Origin of the sequence: Shewanella basaltis (genome assembly GCF_023283885.1) — a bacterium.
In the GTDB taxonomy this organism is placed as follows: Bacteria; Pseudomonadota; Gammaproteobacteria; order Enterobacterales; family Shewanellaceae; genus Shewanella; species Shewanella basaltis.
The window spans coordinates 52,801-72,107 of the sequence record NZ_JAKILA010000015.1 but is presented as its reverse complement, the minus strand read 5'-3'; the positions used below and the strand labels follow the sequence as shown (position 1 = coordinate 72,107).

Sequence of the window (19,307 nt, the reverse complement as noted above, 5' to 3'; positions counted from 1 at the left end):
AAAAACAAAGCCCCGCGAGTGCGAGGCTTTGGATTCAATGCATACAGCTTAATCATTTTTGCGAACAAAATTTTGAAATTCTCTAATAGAAAACATTGTAAGGAGCAATGAAATAATGAATATACCTGCTAGCCCATTAGCATTGTTTTTACTTAAACTAGAATAGCTGAGTAATTCTCTATTATTTTGTGAAACTGATAGAAATTCATTACCTCTTACTATTAAAGAAATATGCTCACCTATGATAGCACTATCTAGTGAACCACACGCGATAATGTTTCTACTGCTGTAATGTATTCCACCTTCGATAAAGATATCGTAATCATATTTTGTTTTATATTTGGTGTTTATTTCACAATTAAATCCAATAAGAACGCCTTCAACATTTTTATCAGAAGATAATATAGAGTTAAAAAATGCAAACCAAAAAAACGCCGTAATAAAGATTAAAATAACTAATCCCAAAGCTTTTAATTTACTCTTCAATTTCGATAATTGCATCTTCAACCTTATCTATATTTTCATTTAAAGTTGCTTGTGTAGTCAGGGTGAGATCGCGAACGTTTTTTAAACAAAATACGCTATCGATTAAATCTTATTTGACCTAATACAGCGTTCGTGATCTTATACTCTCTTTTCAGGAGTATAAGCATGTATATCGAAGCCTTCACAAGCCACTTTAGTCACATCATCGACCAGCGCCAAACGGCCAAGGTAACATACCCTTTAGAGGATATATTATTTGTGAGCTTATGTGCCGTCATCGCGGGCGCAGAAGGTTGGTCTGATATACATTGTTATGCTGATGGTCATATAGCGTGGTTTCAAAAGCACGGTTACTTAAAAGAAGGTGTACCTGCTGATGATACCATTGCACGAATTATTTCTCGCATTGATCCCGATGAGTTTAGTGCATGTTTCATACAATGGATGCAAGCAGTCCACAATGCAAGTGATGGCCAACTTATAGCGATAGATGGAAAAACGTTAAAAGGTTCTTATCAGCGTAATGACCGTTTATCAACGATACACATGGTCAACGCATTTGCTTGCGAAAATAAGTTAGTGCTGGGGCAATTAAAGACCAGTAACAAATCTAACGAAATCACCGCCATTCCAGATTTACTACGACTCTTAGACATAAATGAAAAACTTGTTTCCATCGATGCGATGGGGTGCCAGAAATCAATTGCGGCACAAATAGTAAAGCAAGATGGTGATTATCTACTTGCTGTAAAATCGAATCAAAAATCATTGCATGATGCGATAGTTTCGGCTTTTTCCTCAATACGGCAAGCCCCTTTATCACCGCTAGCTATCGAGAACAAACACGGTAGAGTTGAAGCGCGAGCTTATCATGTACTTAGTGCAAATGAACTTGAAGGTGACTTTAGTGAATGGCTAGGGTTACGTTCAATTGGTATGGCGATGAGCTATAGACATTGCGATGGTAAAGGAGCATTAACTTATCGATACTATATAAGTTCGGCAGAATTACCAGAGCAAAAATTTGCAGATGCCGTGCGCTCTCACTGGTCTATCGAAAACAGTTTACACTGGGTGCTAGATGCTTCAATGGGTGAAGACCATTGCCAGATTTATCAAAATCATGCAGCAGAGAATTGGTCATTATTACGCAAACTATCGTTAAATATGCTCCGCTCAGAACCCTCTAAGGGAAGTATCCCGATGAAACAAAAACGAGCATGGATGAAACCTGAGTATTTAGAAGATGTATTAAGAGCTGGTTTTGCTAGCTTGATTGAAATTTAAGCATTCATGCGGTCGCTCTGGGTTTCCGAGGCATTGAGAACAATCTAACGAATTACGGAAAAATTTTATTTAAACATAGCAAGTTATAGCAACACATATTGCCGCCCCAGCAAGAAACAATAACAAACGTGCTATTTTATTTTCACTAGGTTTCACTTTGCCAACATTGTAATGCATATCTAAGTTAAATACATATGCATACATCCAATGTATGCCTATCGAATAAATAACAGTTACTAAAGCCCAATACTCAATAGAAGTATTCTCAGTATAAAATATTCTGCTAATTACCAACCAAGCTACACTAACTGCTAAAAATAAAATTTTATATATGTTTTTCATTTTGTTATTTATCAATAATTTGAACCGCACTTAAAGTTGCATCCACAATTGCACCAGCTTCGGCTTTAGATACCTGTTGGGTAGCCTTAAATGTTGCCGATGTTATTTTACCTGCTCCTGCTGGCAGTAACGCAAGAGCAGCATCAACAGGTTTTCCTTGTATTGCATGATCTGTGGCCTGAGCTGCACTTATTGCTGTTGCTGCACCTCCACATAGAGCGGTACAAGGTGTTGTAACAGAAGCTACAGTTAATCCTACAGCAGTAACTGAACCAACAGCATGAGCCTTCTCTCTGCTTGGTGTTATCTCTTCTGCGACTTCACTTATTTCAGTTTGTACTGTATCAGCAGTTTCTTGTGTACTACTAAAGAAATCGGAAATCATTTCAATTGCTTTTTCAGTATTCCCTTGCGATTTTGGCTCATCAATATCTTCAGGTGCCATACCAGTTGGGTCTATGTATCGGTAAGGGTTATTATTCCCATAAGCATAGCGATTAAACCCTTGAATATTGCCAATACTTAAATGATCCATAGTACCATCCGGATCATTCGAATAGAAACGACCTATGACTGGATCATAGTATCGTGCCTGCATATAAGTTAACCCAGAGTCATCTTTTACATGCCCAGTAAAGCCGATGGCATTGTCGCTACTGTTTTCATCACTTATCGATTTTCCAAATGGCAGATAATAATCATAACCAGATAACCCACCTGCAGGTTTAGAATAGATTGTGTCATTAAAAGGTAATGTACTACTGTCGACAATGCTTCCTGCGCTCTCTACTCTCGCAATTAACTGCTTACCGAGTCGAACAAGGTCTGTGTGTAGGCTGGTCGTTTTGTTATATTGACTGACAAGTCCAGCTTCTTTGGTGTATACGAAATATACGGTTTTCCCATTGGCTGTTTTTTAACTCTCTTCAGATTCCCATCGTAAACGAAAATACTCGAACCTTGCGATGTTGGTTGGTTAGCTAAATCATAGCTGAAGGAGTAGATACCATTATTTGTAACATTACCTCGGCTATCGTAGCCAAAACTTCGAGTCCCTGAAGGTGTAACAACACTTGATACTTGATTTAAGTTGTTGAAATTCATGGTCGCATTATGCTGCGAACCGCCTAATGAATTACCGCCAGTAATTGTCCGATTGCGTAAGTTCCCGACAGCATAATATTTGAATGTAATATTCCCAAACGCACTGTTAGACGCTTTTAAACGGCTCAAGCCAACAATCTTGGGTGTCTTATTAATTTCGTTTAAAAAATTTTAATTAGCGAGTTGATATTTAACAACTTCGAATCCTAAGTTGGTGTAATATCACTGCTAGGTTTAAGGATATGAAATTAAGGGACTAATTAGTGCTAAAAGCGATATTGCATGGCAAAGCTGGGCGCATTGAACAAAACACTGATGAATCAGTGAGCTGGTCTAGCCTTTTTAAAGCACGTGAAGATTTACTTACTTCGACCGTGTTTGAGCGTTTTGCGTATTTATCTGATGCAGTGCAAGCCTGTTTACTAGGTCATTGGTTTAAGTCACACCATGGCAAGCCCACTGATGTTTTTGGTGAGTTTAAAGGCATCACTTATTGGCCACGCTTCTCCCTTCATCAAGCTTCACTTTCAAATCAAGTTGAGCCTGACTCAATTTTTCATTTTGATTTATGTAATATTATCGTCGAGGTAAAACCTCCTACTGGTGGTGATCAATACTTAGTGCAGTGGCAGAGAGAAATAGAGTCTTTTATTCAGTCAGAACAAGGGCAGGGTAAGGATTTATACTTTTTAGCCATTGGACGAATTAAACCAGCAGATGCCAGTAAATGGGCTAAGCCATTATTAGATAAGTTTGAGAGTTTAAAAAGTATTGCTGCTTTAGAATGGTCGGTTGTGACCGAGCAACTTGTTGAGTTAATCAATGAAGAGAGCGCAGGTTTTAACCTTAATTTGTCAAAGCAAGATCGATTTATTCTGTTTGATATGTTGGAGGGGTTAAGTTTATATGGATTGCAGATATCACCCTTTAAGTGGGCAGAGCTGAAGTCTCACTCATTGTATAATTTGTCACTGCATCATGATGTTTTAGAAGGTAATTTTGTTGAGCTAGTAGCTGGTGAGCCCCAGCCTTTTACGATGAAAAGCCTTTGGGCACACTCACTTAAAACGATTGAGTTACATTCCGTACCATCTTATTTTAAAAATATTTTAAAGGATTAAATATGCCAAATTCAGAAACTGATGATCTTTTTATTCAGGTCCGCAGCGCTAGTCGATTATTAGCTGCGTATTACCAACGCTTGTTACCAACATTAGCGCAAATTGCGAAAGGCTTAAATGTTGATTTTTACACCTGGTCACCTAAAGAGTTTACTCGCCCAGCGCAACTGACAACAAGCCCATTCGAACGCTGGGGTTGGGATATGTTGCCTGCTTTATCAACTTACTATGTATTCAAACACGTTGAAGATAATAACAAAGTGAGAGTGGGTGAATATCTGGTTGAATTTTTAGTTAATTCTGACTCTGCTGTGATGTCGAATTCGAATAATGGATCGGAACCAAATGCACTAAGTCTTTCCACCAGTGTTGATGAAGCTAAAAGTACACTAAAAATAAGTATTTATGCTCCATATAAAGATAGTGAGAAAAACTGGCATTATGGTATGTGGAATACGTGTCCTAATTTCCCAGCGACACAAGATCCCAACCCAATGCAAAATTTTGATAGTGAGGCTTATTACAGCTCGTTTGAGGTTCCACTAGCCGACGTAATGGAAGACGGTGCGGTTGATGTATTAGTATCAAGGGCGCAAGAGTTTATTGATGTCACTGTTGCGCGTGCTAAATATTTTTCAACTGAACCTGCTTAGGTGATGTATGGCTGTTCTAAATAACGAATTTTATAAAGTAGAAGCACCGGCTATTTCCCCCTGTGTCAGGATAGTTGTCGCCTAAGTTTTTCATCAAAATAAAACAGGGAGCGGTAAGTTAGTTATGAGTGAAGCACTACCCAGAAGAGCACAAGCAAGTTGTCATTAGAAAGCTCCTTGAAAGTGGCTTATCATTAAGTCAATTCACAAAGCGAGAAAATATCAACTTATCGACTTTGTATTCTTGGCAAAATAAGTATTTAAAAGCAGGTGCGGGTTTGGCTGATAGTAATCGTTCTGATGCTCTTTGAGCGCGCATAAAAAGCCTCCAATAATAGATATTAACTGGAGGCTTAATTATATGAATTTAGGTCAAACTATTTTTTCAACACACAAACAGGAAAGCTTACACATACTCCCTACTCAACCGTCACCGATTTTGCTAGGTTACGTGGCTGATCCACATCCGTGCCTTTAATTAATGCCACGTGGTATGACAGTAACTGCAATGGGATGGTGTAAATCAGTGGTGCCATGAATTCATCGCAATGTGGTACTGGGATAACCTTCATGGTGTCGTCTGACTCAAATTCAGCGTCTTTGTCGGCAAATACGTACATTAAACCGCCACGGGCGCGCACTTCTTCAACGTTTGATTTTAGCTTTTCAAGCAGTTCGTTGTTTGGTGCAACCACAATCACAGGCATATCAGCATCAATCAGTGCTAATGGGCCGTGTTTTAATTCACCTGATGCATAAGCTTCGGCGTGAATATACGAAATCTCTTTAAGTTTAAGTGCGCCTTCCATTGCGATTGGATATTGATCGCCACGACCTAAAAATAGTGCGTGGTGCTTGTCGGCAAAGTCTTCTGCTAATTCAGCAATCGCATCGTCTAACCCTAGAGCTTGCTCAACCTTAGCGGGCATTGACAGTAAGCTTTGGGTAATCGCCGCCTCCATTTCGCTAGACATGCCATTGTAACGACCAATAACTGTGGTCAACATTAACAAACCTGCAAGTTGCACGGTAAAGGCTTTGGTTGAAGCTACGCCAATTTCTGCACCGGCTTTCATCATGTAAGCCATGTCAGATTCACGCACTAATGATGAACCTTGTGAGTTACAAATAGTGAGTGTGGCTTTGTAGCCCATCTGTTTTGCTAAGCGCATTGCCGCTAATGTGTCAGCAGTTTCGCCCGATTGTGAAATGGTCACTAATAAGCTATTTGGGAATAAATGCGATTTGCGATAACGGAACTCAGATGCAATTTCTACGTTACACGATACGCCAGCCCAGTCTTCTAGCCAGTAACGCGCTGCCATACCTGCATGATAGCTGGTACCACAGGCAATAATTTGCACGTGTTTAATGTCTTTTAAAAACTCTGCGGCATTTTCACCAAAAGCTGAATCTAATACTTTACCGCCGGCAATACGCCCCTCTAAAGTATGGGTGATGGCGGTTGGCTGCTCGTAAATTTCTTTAAGCATGTAATGACGATATTCGCCTTTATCACCCGCGTCATGGGTCACTTCAGACTCTTTAATTTCGCGCTTAACTGGGCTTCCTGTTACGTCAAAAATATTGACTTCACGGCGCGTCACTTCGGCTACATCACCTTCTTCTAAAAAGGCAAATGAGCGGGTTACTGGCAATAATGCTAATTGATCTGAAGCTACAAAGTTTTCACCAAGACCAAAACCAATCACTAATGGGCTACCACTGCGAGCCACAACCATACGCTCACTGTCACGACGGTCGATAACGACAGTACCGTAAGCACCTTCAAGTTGTTTAACTGTTGCTTGAACAGCTGCCAATAAATTACCCGTTGTTTTAAGCTCATGATGCACTAGATGACAAATGACTTCGGTGTCGGTATCTGATGAGAACACATAACCTAAACCTTTAAGCATTTCTCGAAGTTTATTATGGTTTTCAATAATGCCGTTATGTACAACCGCGATGTCACCCTCAGATAAATGTGGGTGAGCATTACGTTCACTTGGTTCTCCGTGTGTCGCCCAACGAGTGTGAGCAATACCGGTACCACCAGCAAGTGGCGCTGCATCTAAGGCTGAAGATAATTCTTGTACTTTACCTAAACGGCGAGTGCGGCTTAATTCACCTTGGTTAATCACTGCAACACCTGCAGAATCATAGCCACGGTATTCAAGGCGACGCAGGCCTTCTACTAAAATTTCTGCAACATCCCTTTGCGCAACAGCGCCTACGATTCCACACATGTTATTTTCCTTTACTGTATCAATTTAAGTTAGTTGGCATATGGCGCAAGTATGACTTTTACACCATGTGCTGAAATAGTTTCTACGGCTTGTGAGCTAATGTTGTCGTCGGTTACCATTACATTTATGACATCCCACGGCAGTTCTAAGTTGGGAATGCGCCGGCCTATTTTGGTTGACTCAAGTAACACCACAACTTCACGCGACATTTCGGCCATCACTTTACTGAGGCCTGTAAGCTCATTAAACGTGGTGGTTCCCCGTTCAAGATCGATGCCGTCTGCACCGATAAATAATTGGTCAAAGTTATAAGAGCGTAATACCTGCTCTGCCACCTGCCCTTGAAAAGACTCTGAATGTGGGTCCCAGGTGCCACCGGTCATCAATAATGTGGGTTCATTTTCAAGCTCGTGTATGGCATTGGCTAATTGCAACGAATTAGTCATCACCACGAGGCCACGCTTATCGTTAAGCTGCTGCACAATCCCCGAGGTGGTACTGCCGCTGTCAATAATAATCCGATTATGATCACGAATAAGCTCAGCTGCTTTTGCAGCAATCGCCTGTTTATTAAGCGACAAAGTTTCGTTGGCTAGTTGTGTCATTTCTTGTGGTACAGGAACTGCCCCACCAAAGCGGCGTAACAATAAGCCATGGGTTTCTAACATGGCTAAATCTTTTCGGATTGTGACTTCAGATGTCGCGAACATATTGGCCAATTCATCAACACTGACTTCACCTTGCTCGTTAACCAATTTAATGATCGAATGGCGACGTTGCTGGGTATTACGTTTAGTCATTTGATTAAAAATCTTTCATATAAGTTTCGAAACGAAAGATATTTTAACAGTAAATGAAACTTTTTCTAGTTTTTAATCGCGAAATTTGAAATAAAAGTACAAAAAAACCTCTGTGGTAAGCAGAGGTTTTAGGGGATATTGCAAGTACTGTTTATTGTATTACTTGGTTATTTTTACTGGACGTTGCCAGCCAGTGATATGACGCTGTTTTACACGAGTGATAACAAGTTCATCTTGTGCAACATCTTTAGTGATAGTAGATCCAGCACCTAAGGTTGCATTTTTGCCAATAGTGACTGGCGCAACTAATTGCGTGTCACTGCCAACAAACACACCGTCTTCAATGGTGGTAATAAACTTGTTAGCCCCGTCGTAGTTACAGGTAATAGTACCTGCGCCAATATTGACCCCTGAGCCAATGACAGCATCGCCTAAGTAACTTAAGTGACCCGCTTTAGAGCCTACACCTAATACTGATTTTTTGATTTCAACAAAATTACCGATATGGGCGTCTTGTTTTAATTCAGCCCCTGGACGTAAACGGGCAAAAGGTCCCGCACTTGCTGCTTGGCCAAGTTTTGCGCCTTCTACAATAGTGTATGGCTTAATTTCTGCGTTATCGGCTATTTCACAGTTAATCAGAATAGCACCTGCGCCAATCGTGACATTATTACCTAATACTACTTTACCTTGTAATATAACATTAACGTCAATCATCACATCCATACCCACGCTCACTTCACCGCGAATATCAATACGAGCAGGATCACGTAAATTAGCACCTTCTAACATAAGTTTTTCAGCGGCGCGGGCTTGGTATGCTCGCTCTAACTGTGCTAGTTGCACACGGTTATTGGCACCTTCTACCTCAATTGCAGACTGAGGTTGTGATGTGGTTATCGCGACACCATCAGCATGTGCCATGGCAATAATGTCAGTTAAATAGTATTCGCCTTGAGCATTGTTGTTTGATAACCGATTTAACCATGCTTTTAATTGCTTACCGGGGACCGCCATAATACCTGTGTTAACTTCGGTAATTTTTAACTGGTCCGCATTAGCATCTTTTTGCTCCACAATCCCCACTACTTTGCCAAACTCTCTTACGATACGACCGTAACCTGTTGGGTTAGCAAGATTAACAGTTAAAATCGCCAGGCCATTTTTTTCACGTGCGGCGAGCAAGTTTTCGAGTGTAGATTGTTGAATAAGCGGTACATCACCGTAAAGGATCAATACGGTATCGTCGTCGTTAATGTTAGGATTGGCCTGTGCTACAGCATGGCCAGTACCTAGCTGCTCAGCTTGCAACACCCAATTAAGCGCTTGCTCACCTAAGGTTGCCTGTAATTTTTCAGCACCGTAACCATACACTAATTGAATACCCTGTGCGCCTAACGAATTCGCGGTATCAATAACATGCTGAACCATGCTTTTATGGGCGATGGGATGCAGCACCTTGGGTAAATCTGAGCGCATGCGAGTTCCTTTGCCTGCAGCTAAGATAACAACATTTAACGACATAAAATTGATCCCTTCAAACAACGTAAATTCTAATTGGCGCTATTTTAGCTTAATCTCGTGGTAAATGGAAAAGCTGACAACCGGGTAAAATAGCAATAAAAAAGGCGACCCATAATGAGTCGCCTTTTATTGCGTCAAATAATCAGATTATCTGGTGATATTTTTCTTGATGGTTTCAACTACTTTCAATTGAGCCAAAGACTTGGCCAATTCGATAGCTGCTGCTTCGTAGTTGAAGTCGGCGCCAGCATTAGCAATTGCTTGCTCAGCACGTTCTTTCGCTTCTAAAGCGGCTTTCTCATCAATATCATCGGCACGTAATGCTACATCAGCAAGTACTGAGATTGCAGTAGGTTGCACTTCTAGTAAACCACCAGAAAGGTACAACACTTCTTCACTACCATCTTGCTTGATAAAGCGCGCCATACCAGGCTTGATTTTTGTTAGTAAAGCAACGTGGTTAGGCATAATACCTAACTCACCCTCAGCGCCGTTCACTTCAAAAAAGCTCACTTCGCCGTGGTAGATGCTGTCTTCTGCACTAACAATATCAAGTTGGACTGTTTTGGCTGCCATCAAGTTCTCCTTAAAGAACTAAGCTTTACGGCCTAGTTATTTCTTTTTGTTCGCTTTCTCGATAGCTTCATCGATTGAGCCAACCATGTAGAACGCTTGCTCTGGAATGTGATCGAATTCACCGTCCAAGATACCCTTAAAGCCACGGATGGTGTCTTTTAGAGAAACGTACTTACCTGGAGAACCAGTAAACACTTCTGCTACGAAGAAAGGTTGAGATAAGAAACGCTCAATCTTACGTGCACGGAATACGGTTGTTTTGTCATCATCTGACAATTCATCCATACCCAAAATAGCAATAATGTCTTTCAGCTCTTTATAACGCTGTAATACAGTTTGTACACCGTTTGCAACATCATAATGCTCTTGACCAACAACCTGTGGATCTAACTGACGTGAAGTCGAGTCCAACGGGTCAACGGCTGGGTAAATACCCAATGAAGCAATTTGACGAGACAATACAACTGTCGCATCTAAGTGAGCGAAGGTTGTCGCTGGTGACGGGTCAGTTAAGTCGTCCGCAGGTACATATACTGCTTGTACAGAAGTAATCGAACCAGTCTTAGTTGAAGTAATACGTTCTTGTAGAACACCCATTTCTTCAGCTAGCGTTGGCTGATAACCTACCGCAGAAGGCATACGACCTAATAGTGCAGATACTTCAGTACCGGCTAGGGTATAACGGTAAATGTTGTCAACGAACAACAGTACGTCACGACCTTCGTCACGGAACTTTTCAGCCATAGTCAAACCGGTTAACGCTACGCGTAAACGGTTTCCTGGAGGCTCGTTCATCTGACCATATACCATGGCTACTTTGTCTAATACGCCAGAATCTTCCATCTCGTAGTAGAAGTCGTTACCCTCACGAGTACGCTCACCTACACCAGCGAAAACAGAAAGACCTGAGTGAGCTTTAGCGATGTTGTTAATCAGTTCCATCATGTTAACTGTTTTACCAACACCAGCACCACCGAACAGACCAACTTTACCACCCTTAGCGAAAGGACATACTAGGTCGATAACCTTAATACCTGTCTCTAAAAGCTCAGTTGTGTTTGATTGATCTTCGTATGAAGGTGCAGCACGGTGAATTTCATAACGCTCTTCTTCACCGATTTCGCCCGCTTCATCAATCGGCTCACCTAATACGTTCATGATACGGCCAAGGGTCTTGACCCCAACCGGAACAGAAATTGGTGAACCTGAGTTTGCTACCTCTAGACCACGACGCAGACCATCAGAAGAACCCATAGCGATGGTACGAACAACACCACCACCTAGTTGCTGCTGAACTTCCAGCACCAAACCATTACAGGCGCCTTCACCTGTGATCTTCAGAGCGTCATATACCCGAGGTACAGAATCTTGTGGAAACTCGACGTCCACAACCGCGCCAATTACTTGGACAACAGTACCTGTGCTCATGATTAATCCTCTAAACTTGAATTCGTTACCTAACCTAAACCGCTGCAGCGCCCGAAACAATTTCCGACAGTTCTTGCGTAATCGCAGCCTGACGGGCTTTGTTATAGACTAATTGCAGATCATCGATCATTTCGCCAGCGTTGTCTGTTGCTGCTTTCATCGCTACCATTCGGGCAGCCTGTTCAGAAGCAAGATTCTCAACAACACCTTGATACACTTGTGACTCAACATAACGAGTTAACAGCATATCCAAAATTTCTTTTGGATCTGGCTCGTATATATAATCCCAAGGGTAACTCGCTACTTCTTCATCTGACTTAGGTAAAGGTAGCAGCTGTTCGATCACAGGAGTCTGGGCCATTGTATTAACAAACTTGTTAAACACAATGTACAGACGATCCAGTTTACCTTCGTTGTAAGCTTTTAACATGACACGAACCGTGCCAATCAAGTCAGCAAGTTTTGGCGAATCGCCTAAACCAGCTGCATGGGCAGTCACATTACCACCAAAGCTTTTGAAGAATTGAACCGAACGAGCACCGATTGGACAAAAGTCGATTTCAGCACCTTGCTCTTTCCATTTCTTCACGTCTGACACAACCTTTTTAAACAGGTTGACGTTCAAACCACCACAAAGGCCACGGTCGGTTGCTACAACAATGTAACCAACCCGCTTGGCATCTCTCACCTCTAAATAGGGGTGTTTATACTCGAGAGTACCTTGCGCTACGTGACCGATCACCTTACGCATATTTTCTGCATATGGACGGCTCGCTGCCATGCGTTCTTGCGCTTTACGCATTTTGCTGGCTGCAACCATTTCCATAGCTGAAGTGATCTTCTGAGTGTTTTTAACACTCGCGATCTTGGTTTTAATCTCTTTAGCGCCGGCCATCTCTACTCTCCAATCTGGGACCTGAGGTGCCTAATGACACCTCTTGTTCATTATTACCAGGTTTGGGTTTCAATGAACTTGTCCATGCCTGCTTTCAACTCACCTTCGATATCAGCGTTATAATCGCCAGTAGCATTGATGGTTTTGATTAGCTCAGCATGTTGACTGTTCATGTATGAAAGCAGAGCGGCTTCGAAGCGACCGATTTCATTTAAAGCAACACCTTTTAGGTAGCCTTTTTCAGCTGCGAAAATTGACACAGCTTGGGCTGCAACGCTCATAGGAGCATATTGCTTTTGCTTCATTAGTTCGGTTACACGCTCACCATGCTCAAGTTGAGCACGTGTTGCATCATCTAAATCAGATGCAAACTGTGAGAACGCTGCAAGCTCTCGATACTGTGCAAGTGCAGTACGGATACCGCCAGACAGTTTCTTGATGATCTTAGTCTGCGCTGCACCACCAACACGAGAAACAGAAATACCTGGGTTAACTGCTGGACGTAAGCCCGAGTTAAACAAGTCAGTCTCAAGGAAGATCTGACCATCTGTAATAGAAATTACGTTGGTCGGTACGAACGCTGATACGTCACCAGCTTGGGTTTCAATAATAGGTAACGCGGTTAACGAACCGGTTTGACCTTTTACTGCACCGTTTGTGAACTTTTCTACATAGTTCACGTTTACGCGTGATGCACGCTCTAATAAACGCGAGTGTAGATAGAATACGTCACCTGGGTATGCTTCACGTCCTGGTGGACGCTTCAATAGCAATGAAATTTGACGGTAAGCAACAGCTTGCTTAGACAAATCATCATATACGATTAAAGAATCTTCACCGCGGTCACGGAAGTATTCACCCATTGAACAACCAGAATATGGTGCTAAGAATTGCAGTGCTGCAGCTTCAGAAGCTGATGCAACAACAACGATAGTGTTAGCTAGTGCGCCATGTTCTTCAAGTTTACGTACTACGTTAGCGATGGTAGAAGCTTTCTGACCAACGGCAACATAAACACATTTAATACCTGAATCTTTCTGGTTGATAATTGCATCGATAGCCATCGCTGTTTTACCAGTCTGACGGTCACCAATGATCAATTCACGTTGACCACGACCAATTGGGATCATGGCATCAACAGCTTTATAACCAGTTTGGATTGGTTGATCTACTGATTTACGCTCAATAACACCAGGGGCAATCACTTCAACAGGTGAGAAACCATCGTTGTCGATAGGTCCTTTACCGTCGATTGGCTCACCAAGGGTGTTAACAACACGACCAAGTAGTCCACGACCCACTGGTACTTCAAGAATACGACCAGTGGTTCTTACTTTTGCACCTTCTGCTAAATTAGCATAAGGGCCCATTACTACGGCGCCTACAGAATCACGTTCTAAGTTCAACGCGATTGCAAAACGGCCACCAGGCAGTTCGATCATTTCACCTTGCATTACATCGGCAAGGCCGTTAATGCGAATGATGCCGTCACTTACTGCAACGATAGTACCTTCGTTGCGAGCTTCACTAACGACGTCGAACTGCTCGATCCGCTGCTTAATCAGATCGCTGATTTCAGTGGAATTCAGTTGCATGCTCAAACTCCCAATTACGACTGCAGCTTATCAGACAAACGCGATAATTTACCGCTTACCGAGCCATCAATGACTAGGTCGCCTGATTTAATAATCACACCGCCAATAAGCGATGCGTCGATGCTGCAATTCAGCTTAACTTTGCGTGCGAGACGTTTCTCTAGAGAAACACTAATTTGCTGCTGTTGCTCAGAGCTTAGCTCAGTAGCAGAAACCACTTCGGCCTCAACTTCTTTTGCCCACTCATTACGGTATTCAGCAAAAAGTAGCGATACTGTTGGCAGTATCCCTAAACGACCGTTTTCAGCCATTACCTTTATCAGGTTCTGACCTTGCTCGTTGACTTGCTCACCGCAAATTTTAATAAACAGTGAGGCAAGCTCTGTACTCGCGAGAGTACCGTTAAGCAGTGGTTTCATTGAATCGTTTTCACTTACCAATGAGGCGAAAGCTAACATTTCTGTCCAGCTATCAACTGCTTTGTGTTCAACAGCAAAATCAAAAGCTGCCTTTGCGTAAGGGCGAGCGATGGTGGTTAATTCAGCCATAACTCAACTCCTTATCAAATTTCAGCAACAAGTTTATTAACAATGTCACTGTGGGCGGCTGGGTCAATCGAACGCTCAAGAATCTTCTCTGCGCCGATAACGGCTAGAGTAGCAACTTGCTTACGCAAGTCATCTTTTACGCGATTACGTTCGTTTTCAATTTCTGCATTACCTTGAGCGATGATTTTAGCACGCTCAATTTGTGCTTCAGCTTTAGCTTCTTCAACGATTTGAGCTTTACGCTTGTTAGCTTGCTCAATGATCTCGTTGGCAGTTACTTTTGCTTCTTTTAGTTGCTCAGTAGCTTTAATTTGCGCTAACTCTAGATCTTTTGCTGCACGGCCGGCATCTGCCAGACCATCAGCAATTTTCTTCTGGCGTTCTTCGATGGCATTCATCAACGGAGGCCATACAAACTTCATGCAAAACCACACGAAGAGAATAAAGGCAACCGTCTGACCGAATAGGGTAGCGTTGAAATTCACAACAGCCTCCTAGTTAGATTAAAGACAGAAGCGTTAATTAAAGCATTGCACCCAATGGGTTAGTAAATAGCATAAATAGCGCAATACCTACACCAATCATAGTTACGGCATCTAGTAGACCCGCTACGATGAACATTTTAACTTGTAACATAGGCGCCATTTCTGGCTGACGAGCTGCACCTTCCAAAAACTTTCCACCTAAAAGGCCGAAACCGATAGCTGTTCCTAATGCACCCATACCAATAAGTAGAGCAACAGCAATAGCCGTCATTCCTAATACAGTTTCCATATCTATCTCCAATATTCTAAATCGTTGTTATTAATGATTTAGGTCAAAAAAATTTTCGGTTACCCTTAGTGATCTTCATGCGCCATGCTTAAATAAACAATGGTCAACATCATAAAGATAAATGCTTGTAAAGTAATAACTAAAATATGGAAAATTAACCAACCTAGTTGTAATCCTACACCTAGAGCAGATAACGCCACGTTAGAACCATACATCAATGCAATAAGGATAAAAATCAACTCACCAGCATACAAGTTACCAAATAGTCGTAGAGCCAATGAGATAGGCTTTGCTACTAAGGTTACTGTTTCTAATAATAAGTTGACGGGTATCATTGCCCAATGGTTAAAAGGCTGAAATGTTAGTTCTTTAACAAAACCTGAAACACCTTTGACTTTAATGCTGTAATAAATAATCAGCACAAACACACCAATAGCTAAGCTAAAAGTAATGTTAACGTCTGTAGTCGGAACTACTTTAAGGTATGGCACGCCTGCAAGACTTGCTGCCCAAGGCAACCAATCTACAGGGATCATATCCATGAAGTTCATCATGAAAATCCACACAAAAATAGTCAGAGCTAAAGGCGCAATAACAGGATTGCGGCCGTGAAAGGTTTCTTTCACACTACTATCAACAAACTCAACAATCATCTCGACAAAACATTGAAATTTGCCAGGAACGCCTGTCGTCGCTTTTTTGCCAGCACTGTAAAACAGCCATAAGAACAACACACCAAGCCCAACCGAAAAGAGCAACGAATCAATGTGCCACGTCCAAAACCCTTCACCAACACTTAAGTTGGTAAGGTGATGTTGGATATAGCCCTGCGGTGTTAACGCTTCACCAGTTGCAGCCATGATTCATCCCACTTAACTTTGCTTGAAATATAAAGGTGCTATCCAGTGCACTACTAACGCAAGTGAGTAACACGTGAAAAGCGGCATAAATCCAACTTTCATGTTAATAAACACTAACGTAAACAATGCAATGGTCAACAGCATCTTTATCGCTTCCCCCCAGTAAAAGCTTTTAACCACTTTTGCTGCTGAGCTTGCCCCACTATGTGAGAAAGCTAGGGTTGCGAATACAAAATTAGGAAGTACAGCTATTGTCGCGCCTGCTAATGCAGACTGACCATATTGTGCTCCCCACATTACGAAAAATAGTATTGAAATAATACCCGCGACTATCGCTTGTACCAGCACTAATTTATAGGCTGCTAACCTACCACGACGCGCTAAAACATTACCCAACTTCATATCTCCGCATTAATGCCTTTCGCGGTCCTAATGTTAAATTTAATATATTAAACTAGCCTTAAGATACAAAAAGCCTGCAAAGTATACCTTTTCGCGCTTTGTTTGCAACTTTGATGATAGGAAAACAACGATTTAATGGGTGAATTAGCGCTAAATATACAAAAGTAAAAATTAGCGCTACGTCACAAAATTACTGATGAAAATGGTTTAGTCGGCTTTTTAGCGGATTTTACTTAAAATACCGTCTAATTCAGCGAGATTTTGGTAGTTTATTACAATTTTACCTTTGCCTTTAGTACCATGGTTGATGGCAACTTTTGCACCGAGTCTTTCAATTAACTCTTGTTCTAAACGGCTAACATCATGATCTTTAGCTGGTGTTTCGGCGACTTTAGCCGGATTTAAGGCTTTATTAACTAATCGTTCAGTTTCTCGAACAGTCATTTCCTTTGATGCGACTAATCGAGCTAAATTAGTCTGTTCATCACCCTCAATTGCCAATAAAGCACGGGCATGCCCCATGTCAATGTCACCATATTCTAACAAACGTTTAACAGGTTCGTTGAGGCTGTTTAAGCGCAATAAATTAGACACACTTGCTCTTGATTTACCAACCGCATCAGCAACTTGTTGATGAGTTAATTCAAATTCTTCTAATAAACGCTGTAAGGCTATCGCTTCTTCCATTGCATTGAGATCTTCACGTTGAATATTCTCAATTAGCGCGATAGCAACCGCAGCTTCGTCGGCCACCTGCTTAACGATACAAGGGACTTTATCGAGTTTAGCAAGTTGCGCTGCTCGCCAACGACGTTCACCTGCAATAATTTCATAATGACCGTTAGCTACTTTACGAACCACAATTGGCTGAATAACACCTTGTGAACGGATTGACTCTGCCAGTTCTTCTAATGCCTCTGGTGACATATCTTTACGAGGTTGATACTTGCCAGGTTGCAGCTTATCAAGATCAAGATGAATTAAATCACCAGCTGTCGTTAACGGTAATGTTTCTTCTGGTTGTTCACTTTTACGACTCGCAGCATTGCTATGGCTTAATAAGGCATCCAGGCCTTTACCTAAACCGCGTTTTTTTAACGTCATTTTTATATCCTACGCCTGTTTGGGTTGTGTTTGTTGCTCTGCACGACGAATAATTTCACCCGCAAGGGCTAAGTAAGCTTTGGCTCCGGCACTCGATTTGTCGTAGTACATCGCTGGGGCGCCAAAACTAGGGGCTTCCGCTAAACGGATATTTCGCGGGATGACTGTACGGTATACCTTATCACCAAAATGTTGTTTTAGTTGATCAGATACGTCATTTGATAAGCGATTGCGCGGATCGTACATGGTGCGCAATATACCTTCGATGGTTAATGTTGGATTGACCATCGCACCGAGTTTGGTAATGGTATCGATTAACGCTGTTAGCCCTTCTAATGCATAATATTCACATTGCATCGGTACTAAAACAGAATCAGCAGCAGACATTGCATTGACCGTTAGCATATTCAAAGAAGGAGGGCAGTCGATAAAAATATAATCGTAGTCATCTTTGATCGGTGCAAGCGCGTTACGTAAGCGGATTTCGCGCGCAAAAAACTCCATTAATTTAATTTCTGCCGCTGTTACATCGCCATTTCCGGCAATCAAATCAAACTTACCTATGGTATTTTTGATCACTATGTTAGCAAAGGGTTTTTCTTCTACAAGAAGCTCATAAGCGGTATTTTCAACATCGTATTTATCAACGCCGCTACCCATGGTCGCATTGCCTTGAGGATCTAAATCGATCAACAACACTTTGCGCTTTGTGGCGGCAAGTGATGCGGCTAAATTTACGCAAGTTGTTGTTTTTCCTACGCCACCTTTTTGGTTAGCTACGGCAATGATTTTACCCACAATGTCATCCTGTCTTTAAATTATTGATGTCCGGTTAGATTAATTAGCGAAAGAAATGCACTTTATTGCTTAGCAATTTTTAATAAATGTCGCTGTTCATCTAGCTTTGGTACATGCAATACAATGGTTTCAACCAGCGAAAATCCTGCTGGCATTTGCTGTAATTCTTGTTCGTTTAACTGGCCTTTTAAGGCGTAATATATCCCTTTTTCAGTTGGCAAATGATGACACCAACTGAGCATATCTTGTATCGAAGCAAACGCTCGGCTTAATACGCCATCAAATTTATCATCTGGCTGATACGCTTCAACCCGACTTTCTACTGAAGTAATATTATTAATTTTTAACTCAAACTGTACCTGTTTCTGAAAACGGATCCGTTTGCCTAAGCTGTCTAATAATACAAATTGTTTTTCCGGATTCATAATCGCTAATGGGATCCCTGGTAAACCAGGACCTGTCCCCACATCGATAAAGCGCTGCCCATCAAGATAAGGAGAAACGGCTAAACTGTCCATAATATGGCGGATTAACATTTGCTCAGGATCGCGAACCGAGGTGAGGTTATAGGCTTTATTCCATTTAGCGAGCATTTCAACAAAACCGACTAATTGTTTTTGTTGTAGTTCGGTGGCCGATATTTTCATTTCAGCTAAATAGGTTTGAAGTTGCGCAGATAACACAGAAAGCCTCGTAAATTGCATGAACAGACGGCAGTTATTATGAAGCCGTAAAAGCACTAAGGGAAGCCTTATGGCTTC

General features: G+C 41.7%; 21 protein-coding genes. 4 read left to right on the top strand and 17 right to left on the bottom strand.

From position 1 onward, the window contains the following. Nucleotides 1–48: 48 nt before the first annotated feature. A complete protein-coding gene (locus L2703_RS11960; protein WP_248971317.1) occupies nucleotides 49–501 on the bottom strand; it encodes a hypothetical protein in 453 nt (150 codons plus the stop codon). A 150-nt stretch (nucleotides 502–651) separates the two neighbouring features. On the opposite strand from L2703_RS11960, the gene L2703_RS11955 reads away from it, so the two are divergent. Continuing rightward, nucleotides 652–1,773 (top strand): ISAs1 family transposase, encoded by a 1,122-nt coding sequence (locus L2703_RS11955; protein ID WP_248971316.1) that lies wholly within the window; start codon nucleotides 652–654, stop codon nucleotides 1,771–1,773. Nucleotides 1,774–2,119: 346 nt separating this feature from the next. Here the strand turns inward: L2703_RS11955 and L2703_RS11950 are convergent, their stop codons facing one another. Then, nucleotides 2,120–2,806 (bottom strand): RHS repeat-associated core domain-containing protein, encoded by a 687-nt coding sequence (locus tag L2703_RS11950; protein WP_283107871.1) that lies wholly within the window; start codon nucleotides 2,804–2,806, stop codon nucleotides 2,120–2,122. 676 nt (nucleotides 2,807–3,482) lie between these two features. Between L2703_RS11950 and L2703_RS11945 the strand changes: the two genes are divergently transcribed. From L2703_RS11945 to L2703_RS19095, 3 genes are all read left to right on the top strand, one after another. Further along, nucleotides 3,483–4,340, top strand: coding sequence for a hypothetical protein (locus L2703_RS11945; protein WP_248971315.1), 858 nt, complete (start codon nucleotides 3,483–3,485; stop codon nucleotides 4,338–4,340). A 2-nt stretch (nucleotides 4,341–4,342) separates the two neighbouring features. After that, nucleotides 4,343–4,993: a hypothetical protein gene (locus L2703_RS11940; protein WP_248971314.1), complete on the top strand. Its 651-nt coding sequence runs from the start codon at nucleotides 4,343–4,345 to the stop codon at nucleotides 4,991–4,993. 128 nt (nucleotides 4,994–5,121) lie between these two features. Next, entirely contained in the window at nucleotides 5,122–5,304 is a 183-nt protein-coding gene (locus L2703_RS19095) for a transposase (protein WP_418357819.1), read from the top strand. Between the two features lie 108 nt (nucleotides 5,305–5,412). On the opposite strand, the gene glmS is transcribed toward L2703_RS19095, so the two are convergent. The 15 genes from glmS to rsmG all read right to left on the bottom strand — a co-directional run bounded on the left by glmS (nucleotide 5,413) and on the right by rsmG (nucleotide 19,229). Then, nucleotides 5,413–7,242 carry a glutamine--fructose-6-phosphate transaminase (isomerizing) gene (gene glmS / locus L2703_RS11935; protein ID WP_248971313.1) on the bottom strand — a complete coding sequence of 610 codons (1,830 nt, stop codon included), beginning with the start codon at nucleotides 7,240–7,242 and terminating at the stop codon, nucleotides 5,413–5,415. Nucleotides 7,243–7,271: 29 nt separating this feature from the next. Next, the gene (locus tag L2703_RS11930; protein ID WP_248971312.1) at nucleotides 7,272–8,042 is read right to left on the bottom strand and encodes a DeoR/GlpR family DNA-binding transcription regulator; all 771 of its coding nucleotides are present in this window, start codon (nucleotides 8,040–8,042) and stop codon (nucleotides 7,272–7,274) included. Nucleotides 8,043–8,201: 159 nt separating this feature from the next. Then, on the bottom strand, nucleotides 8,202–9,566 hold the full coding sequence (glmU, locus tag L2703_RS11925) for a bifunctional UDP-N-acetylglucosamine diphosphorylase/glucosamine-1-phosphate N-acetyltransferase GlmU (protein WP_248971311.1): 1,365 nt from the start codon (nucleotides 9,564–9,566) through the stop codon (nucleotides 8,202–8,204). Between the two features lie 147 nt (nucleotides 9,567–9,713). Next, complete coding sequence (locus L2703_RS11920) at nucleotides 9,714–10,142, bottom strand: F0F1 ATP synthase subunit epsilon (protein ID WP_188739948.1); 429 nt, start codon at nucleotides 10,140–10,142, stop codon at nucleotides 9,714–9,716. A 36-nt stretch (nucleotides 10,143–10,178) separates the two neighbouring features. Continuing rightward, nucleotides 10,179–11,570: a F0F1 ATP synthase subunit beta gene (gene atpD / locus L2703_RS11915; RefSeq protein WP_188739949.1), complete on the bottom strand. Its 1,392-nt coding sequence runs from the start codon at nucleotides 11,568–11,570 to the stop codon at nucleotides 10,179–10,181. A gap of 34 nt (nucleotides 11,571–11,604) precedes the next feature. Continuing rightward, nucleotides 11,605–12,465, bottom strand: coding sequence for a F0F1 ATP synthase subunit gamma (gene atpG, locus L2703_RS11910; protein WP_248971310.1), 861 nt, complete (start codon nucleotides 12,463–12,465; stop codon nucleotides 11,605–11,607). A 53-nt stretch (nucleotides 12,466–12,518) separates the two neighbouring features. Continuing rightward, on the bottom strand, nucleotides 12,519–14,060 hold the full coding sequence (gene atpA, locus L2703_RS11905; protein WP_188739951.1) for a F0F1 ATP synthase subunit alpha: 1,542 nt from the start codon (nucleotides 14,058–14,060) through the stop codon (nucleotides 12,519–12,521). 14 nt (nucleotides 14,061–14,074) lie between these two features. Then, on the bottom strand, nucleotides 14,075–14,608 hold the full coding sequence (atpH, locus tag L2703_RS11900) for a F0F1 ATP synthase subunit delta (RefSeq protein ID WP_248971309.1): 534 nt from the start codon (nucleotides 14,606–14,608) through the stop codon (nucleotides 14,075–14,077). Nucleotides 14,609–14,622: 14 nt separating this feature from the next. Further along, on the bottom strand, nucleotides 14,623–15,093 hold the full coding sequence (gene atpF, locus L2703_RS11895) for a F0F1 ATP synthase subunit B (protein WP_248971308.1): 471 nt from the start codon (nucleotides 15,091–15,093) through the stop codon (nucleotides 14,623–14,625). 37 nt (nucleotides 15,094–15,130) lie between these two features. Then, on the bottom strand, nucleotides 15,131–15,382 hold the full coding sequence (gene atpE / locus L2703_RS11890; RefSeq protein WP_011639455.1) for a F0F1 ATP synthase subunit C: 252 nt from the start codon (nucleotides 15,380–15,382) through the stop codon (nucleotides 15,131–15,133). A 65-nt stretch (nucleotides 15,383–15,447) separates the two neighbouring features. After that, the gene (gene atpB, locus L2703_RS11885) at nucleotides 15,448–16,242 is read right to left on the bottom strand and encodes a F0F1 ATP synthase subunit A (RefSeq protein WP_188739954.1); all 795 of its coding nucleotides are present in this window, start codon (nucleotides 16,240–16,242) and stop codon (nucleotides 15,448–15,450) included. A gap of 12 nt (nucleotides 16,243–16,254) precedes the next feature. Continuing rightward, on the bottom strand, nucleotides 16,255–16,638 hold the full coding sequence (locus L2703_RS11880) for an ATP synthase subunit I (RefSeq protein ID WP_346347549.1): 384 nt from the start codon (nucleotides 16,636–16,638) through the stop codon (nucleotides 16,255–16,257). 225 nt (nucleotides 16,639–16,863) lie between these two features. Continuing rightward, the gene (locus L2703_RS11875) at nucleotides 16,864–17,748 is read right to left on the bottom strand and encodes a ParB/RepB/Spo0J family partition protein (protein ID WP_248971306.1); all 885 of its coding nucleotides are present in this window, start codon (nucleotides 17,746–17,748) and stop codon (nucleotides 16,864–16,866) included. A gap of 9 nt (nucleotides 17,749–17,757) precedes the next feature. Further along, a complete protein-coding gene (locus tag L2703_RS11870) occupies nucleotides 17,758–18,546 on the bottom strand; it encodes a ParA family protein (protein ID WP_248971305.1) in 789 nt (262 codons plus the stop codon). A gap of 62 nt (nucleotides 18,547–18,608) precedes the next feature. Next, nucleotides 18,609–19,229, bottom strand: coding sequence for a 16S rRNA (guanine(527)-N(7))-methyltransferase RsmG (gene rsmG / locus L2703_RS11865; RefSeq protein ID WP_248971304.1), 621 nt, complete (start codon nucleotides 19,227–19,229; stop codon nucleotides 18,609–18,611). Between the last annotated feature and the right edge of the window lie 78 nt (nucleotides 19,230–19,307).